This window comes from Pseudomonas sp. EGD-AK9, from assembly GCF_000465935.2.
In the GTDB taxonomy this organism is placed as follows: domain Bacteria; phylum Pseudomonadota; class Gammaproteobacteria; order Pseudomonadales; family Pseudomonadaceae; genus Aquipseudomonas.
In genome coordinates this window covers 1-4825 of sequence record NZ_AVOF01000249.1, presented here as the reverse complement: position 1 = coordinate 4825, position 4825 = coordinate 1, and the positions used below count along the sequence as shown (strand labels likewise).

Annotated in this window: 9 protein-coding genes; 6 read left to right on the top strand and 3 right to left on the bottom strand. The window is 66.7% G+C overall.

Translation table 11 applies throughout. The features are described from left to right. Positions 1-360: 360 nt before the first annotated feature. The 6 genes from folM (at position 361) to N878_RS12790 (ending at position 3479) form a co-directional block, all read left to right on the top strand. Positions 361-1071 carry a dihydromonapterin reductase gene (gene folM, locus N878_RS12815; RefSeq protein ID WP_021444045.1) on the top strand — a complete coding sequence of 237 codons (711 nt, stop codon included), beginning with the start codon at positions 361-363 and terminating at the stop codon, positions 1069-1071. 22 nt (positions 1072-1093) lie between these two features. After that, positions 1094-1654, top strand: a complete 561-nt coding sequence (gene folE, locus N878_RS12810; protein WP_021444044.1) for a GTP cyclohydrolase I FolE — start codon at positions 1094-1096, stop codon at positions 1652-1654. After that, the gene (gene folX / locus N878_RS12805) at positions 1654-2025 is read left to right on the top strand and encodes a dihydroneopterin triphosphate 2'-epimerase (protein ID WP_031303127.1); all 372 of its coding nucleotides are present in this window, start codon (positions 1654-1656) and stop codon (positions 2023-2025) included. The genes folE and folX overlap by 1 nt, the downstream gene beginning before the upstream one ends. A gap of 77 nt (positions 2026-2102) precedes the next feature. Next, positions 2103-2396 carry a DUF1244 domain-containing protein gene (locus N878_RS12800; protein WP_021444042.1) on the top strand — a complete coding sequence of 98 codons (294 nt, stop codon included), beginning with the start codon at positions 2103-2105 and terminating at the stop codon, positions 2394-2396. Beyond that, positions 2393-2734 (top strand): HopJ type III effector protein, encoded by a 342-nt coding sequence (locus N878_RS12795; RefSeq protein WP_021444041.1) that lies wholly within the window; start codon positions 2393-2395, stop codon positions 2732-2734. The genes N878_RS12800 and N878_RS12795 overlap by 4 nt, the downstream gene beginning before the upstream one ends. Positions 2735-2891: 157 nt before the next feature. Continuing rightward, complete coding sequence (locus N878_RS12790) at positions 2892-3479, top strand: putative glycolipid-binding domain-containing protein (protein WP_021444040.1); 588 nt, start codon at positions 2892-2894, stop codon at positions 3477-3479. A 9-nt stretch (positions 3480-3488) separates the two neighbouring features. Here N878_RS12790 and N878_RS12785 read toward each other — a convergent pair whose 3' ends face one another. The 3 genes from N878_RS12785 to N878_RS12775 all read right to left on the bottom strand — a co-directional run. Further along, positions 3489-3818, bottom strand: a complete 330-nt coding sequence (locus tag N878_RS12785) for an AzlD domain-containing protein (protein WP_021444039.1) — start codon at positions 3816-3818, stop codon at positions 3489-3491. Then, a complete protein-coding gene (locus tag N878_RS12780; protein WP_021444038.1) occupies positions 3818-4528 on the bottom strand; it encodes an AzlC family ABC transporter permease in 711 nt (236 codons plus the stop codon). The genes N878_RS12785 and N878_RS12780 overlap by 1 nt, the downstream gene beginning before the upstream one ends. Positions 4529-4638: 110 nt before the next feature. Next, positions 4639-4825, bottom strand: a 187-nt coding sequence (locus tag N878_RS12775; protein WP_031303126.1) for an AraC family transcriptional regulator, incomplete at its 5' end; no start/stop codon positions are given.

The following is a 4825-nucleotide window of genomic DNA, read 5'->3' as shown; positions in this document are numbered from 1 at the left end:
CGCCCGCGCGCGGTAACCCGCCGCGCGCAGCACCAGCACCTCGATGCGCAGCACGCTCCCCGCGCGCCAGGCCGCACGCAACTCGCGCCAGCTCATCCACACCTCACACCTATACAGAGACAAGTTTTTTGTACATGCAAAGAGCAAATTTTCTACAGGCCAGAGAAAATTAAAAACCCTTGAAGCTCAATGAAATAGCGAAAAAAAGCGCTTTTCCTGAAAAACCACAGGCGCGGCATGGTTGTACAAGTTGCCGAGCTGGTATAGCTTTACTCCAGGTTCGGCCGGTGCCGTTTCCCTACTGGTCAGGTAACCCGAAGCGGTGCCGCTGAACCCTCCCTTATTCCGCCAGGGCCCGAAATGAGCGCTGCCAGCCTTCCCATCCTGATCACCGGCGCCAGCCAGCGAGTCGGCCTGTACTGCGCCGAACGCCTGCTCGATGCCGGCCAGCCAGTGATCCTCAGCTACCGCCATGAACGCGAGGGCGTGCGGCGCCTGCGTCAGCGCGGCGCCCTGTGCCTGCCGGCGGACTTTCGCGACGAGGCCAGCATCCTCGCCTTCGTCGACGCGGTGAAATGCCACACCGACGGCCTGCGCGCCATCGTCCACAACGCCTCGGACTGGCTCAGCGAGACGCCGGGCGACGAGGCGGCGGCCTTTCAGCAGCTGTTCGCCGTGCACATGCTCGCGCCCTACCTGATCAACCTGCACTGCGCCGAGCTGCTGCAGCGCGCCAGCCCGGCCGACATCGTCCATGTCAGCGACGACGTGACGCGCAAGGGCAGCGCCAAGCGCCCCGCCTACTGCGCCAGCAAGGCCGGCCTGGAGAGCCTGACGCTGTCGTTCGCCGCACGCTTCGCGCCGCACATCAAGGTCAACGGCATCGCCCCGGCGCTGCTGATGTTCAACCAGGACGACGACGCCGAGTATCGCCAGCAGACCCTGGCCAAGTCGGCGCTGGGCATCGAGCCCGGCCCGGAAGCCTTCTACCTGAGCCTGCGCTACCTGCTGGACAACCCGTACCTGACCGGCACCACCCTGACCCTCAACGGCGGCCGCCACCTCAAGTGAGGCGGCGCCAAGGACAACTGCCATGCACCCACAACTGCCCCAGCACTACCGCGAGATCCTCATCGGCCTGGGCGAGAATCCCGAGCGCGAGGGCCTGCTCGACACCCCCAAGCGCGCGGCCAAGGCCATGCAGTACCTCTGCCACGGCTACCAGCAGTCGCTGGAAGAGATAGTCAACGGCGCGCTGTTCGCCTCGGACAACGACGAGATGGTGATCGTCAAGGACATCGAGCTGTACTCGCTGTGCGAGCACCACCTGCTGCCCTTCATCGGCAAGGCGCACGTCGCCTACATCCCCACCGGCAAGGTGCTGGGCCTGTCCAAGGTGGCGCGCATCGTCGACATGTTCGCCCGCCGCCTGCAGATCCAGGAGAACCTGACCAAGCAGATCGCCGATGCGATCCAGCGCGTGACCAACGCCGCCGGCGTCGCCGTGGTGATCGAGGCCAAGCACATGTGCATGATGATGCGCGGGGTGGAGAAGCAGAACTCGGTGATGAGCAGCTCGGTGATGCTTGGCGCCTTCCGCGAGTCCTGCAACACTCGCCACGAATTTTTGCAACTGATCGGACGGAACAAGTAATGCCGCGACTGGAACCCGGAATGGCGCGCATCCGCGTCAAGGACCTGCGCCTGCGCACCTATATCGGCATCAAGGAGGAGGAGATCAACAACAAGCAGGACGTGCTGATCAACCTGACCATCCTCTATCCGGCGGTCGACGCCGTGCAGGTCAACGACATCGACCACGCGCTGAACTACCGCACCATCACCAAGGCGATCATCGCCCACGTCGAGGGCAACCGCTTCGCCCTGCTCGAACGCCTGACCCAGGAAATCCTCGACCTGGTCATGGCCCACCAGGCGGTGCGCTACGCCGAGGTGGAAGTGGACAAACCGCACGCCCTGCGTTTCGCCGAGTCGGTGTCCATCACCCTGGCCGGCCACCGCTAAGCGGCGCCGCGGTCGGCTTGCCGGCCCCGCGAGGGGCTCTTATCATCGCCGCCACCGCCCGCCCCGGAGAGCCCGAGATGACCGAGCAAGAACGCCTCGAACTGGAAGCCGCCGCCTTCCGCAGCCTGGTGCAGCACCTGCGCACCCGCCCCGACGTGCAGAACATCGAGCTGATGAACCTGGCCGGCTTCTGCCGCAACTGTCTGTCCAAGTGGTACAAGGCCGCCGCCGACGACCTCGGCGTCGAGCTGAGCCCCGACCAGGCCCGCGAAGCGGTCTACGGCATGCCCTATGCCGAGTGGAAAGCCAAGTACCAGAAGGACGCCACACCCGAACAGCAGGCCGCCTTCGACAAGGGGAACAAGGCATGAGCGCCCTCGCCGACTTCCGCCGCCGCTTGCAGCAGGACGACTTCGCCTTCGCCGAGACCCTGGCCTTCGTCGCCGCGCACTACCACTACCAGCCCAGCGCCTTTCGCAACGGCAGCGTGGACAACGCCGCCGGGCAGAACGAAGGCTCGTGCAAGACTCTCGGCCTGGCCCGGCTCGAAGGCTTCAGCCTGGACGAAACCCTGCGCTGCTTCGGCGAACACTACCGCAGCGTGCTGGCCACCCCGGACGGCAGCGACCACGGCAATATCCGCGCGCTGATGGCCCACGGCCTGGATGGCGTACGGTTCGAGCAGGCACCGCTGCGCCGCCAGGACTGATCCAGCCGCGCAACAATTTGCGCAACTGTCGGCAAAAGCTGACAGACATCACAAAACCAAGCGCTTATCCTGCGCGCCATGAAGAGTCACCAGGGAAGGGGCTCGGCGCGATCCGTGCGGCACTTCCCGTGGTGCGTACACGGCATGGAGTCGCCCGATGCAGCAAACCCTGGTATGGAAACCCTGGAGCAACCCCGGCGTGGAGACCCTGCGCCTGAGTCAGGACGAAGCCGGCATCCATGCCAGCAGCCACCTGATGCAGAGCCTCAGGGGCGACAGCATAGTCGCCAGCTACCTGCTCGACTGCGACCCGCGCTGGCGCTTTCGCCGCCTCTGGCTCAAGGTGGACAACCACGGCCCGCGCAAGCTCTGCCTGCAGCGCGATCTCCGCGGCAACTGGCTGCACAACGGCGAGCCGCGCCCCGATCTGCAGGGCTGCCAGCACGTCATGCTGTCCGCCTCGCCCTTCACCCACACCCCGCTGCTGCAACGCTGCGCCCTGGAAACCGGGCAGAGCGACGAGGTCCAGGTGGCCTACGTCGACCTGCTCAGCTTGCGGATCGAGCCGCGCCGCCAGCACTACCAGTGCCTGCAGCGCCGCCCGGGGCAAAACCTCTACCGCAGCCAGGCCGAGGGCAAGCCGAGCTGCGAGTTGACGGTGGACGACCAGGCCCTGCTGCTCAAGGCCAGCGAGCAGTACCTGCGCATGAGCCAGCGCGGGCTGAAGATCAGCACCCTGGTCTAGCGCGTAGCGCTAGATCGGCAATTGCCCGAACGCCCAGCGCAGCAGGAAGAACACCAGCAGGCCGCCGCCGATGGTCGCCAGCAGGTGGCGGGTGAAGGCGGCGACGGCGATGGTCGCCAGGCCGGCGAGCAGGTAGGCGTTGTCCAGGCTCGGCGCCCAGTGCGTGCCGTCCGGCAGCAGCATGCCGGGCACCACGATGGCACTCAGCACCGCCGTCGGCACGTAATGCAGGCCCTGGCGCACCAGCGGCGGGAAACGCAGGTCGGGAAAGGCGAACAGGCTGTAGCGGGTGGCGAAGGTGATCGCCAGCATGCCCAGGATCAGCAACCAGATATCCATCACACCAGTTCCTCCTGCAAGTCCGGCTCGCGCCGCTCCAGCCACACCCCGACCACAATGCCGCTGGCCGCCGCGGCCATCAGCCCGAGCTTGTAGGGCAGCGCATGACAGGCCAGCGCCACCGCCGCGGCGACCAGCGCCGCCGCCACCTGCGGCTGGCTCCTGAGCATCGGCACGACGATGCCGATAAAGGTCGCCAGCATGGCGAAATCCAGCCCCCAGTCGCCGATATTCGGCACCGCCTGGCCGAACAGCACGCCGATCAGGGTGCACAGCAGCCAGTTGCCGTACATCGCCAGCGCGGCGCCGAGAAAGTACCAGTGCCGATACGGCGCGCTGTCGCCGCGGGCGTAGCGCTGCAGCACCACCGCATAGGCCTCGTCGGTCAGCCAGAAGGCCAGCGGCATGCGCCAGCGCTTGGGCAGGTGGCGCACGTAGGGCTGCAGGCTGGCGCTGTACAGGGCATGGCGCAGGTTGACCACGAAGGTGGTGAGCAGCACCACCGCCATGCCGGCGCCGCCGGCCAGCAGGCTGACGGCGATGAATTGCGCCGAACCGGCGAACACCAGCGCCGACATGCCCAGGGTCTGCCAGGGGCTGAGCCCGGCGGCGCCGGCCAGGCTGCCGAAGATGATGCCGAAGGGCATGGCGCCGAGCAGCATCGGCAGCATGTCGCGGGCGCCCTGGGTGAATTCGAGATGACGGGACATGGAACCTCCTTGGGCCGCTCAGTCTAACCGGCGCCCGCGAGCAGGTTCTTGAACGATCTTGCGCCGCCAGGGTGCGCCGTGCGCAGCGAGTCTGGGCCGATCTCGCGGATTTACTGGCTACAGGCCCTGCGGTATTCGCCCGGCCCCACGCCATAGGCCTGTTTGAACTGCCGCGTCAGATGGCTCTGGTCGGCGAAGCCCAGTTGCGCGGCGACGCCGGCCGCGCTGCAGCCGCTCTTGAGCAGGGCGCGCGCCTGCTCCAGGCGGCGCTGCTTGAGCCAGGCATGCGGCGGCAGG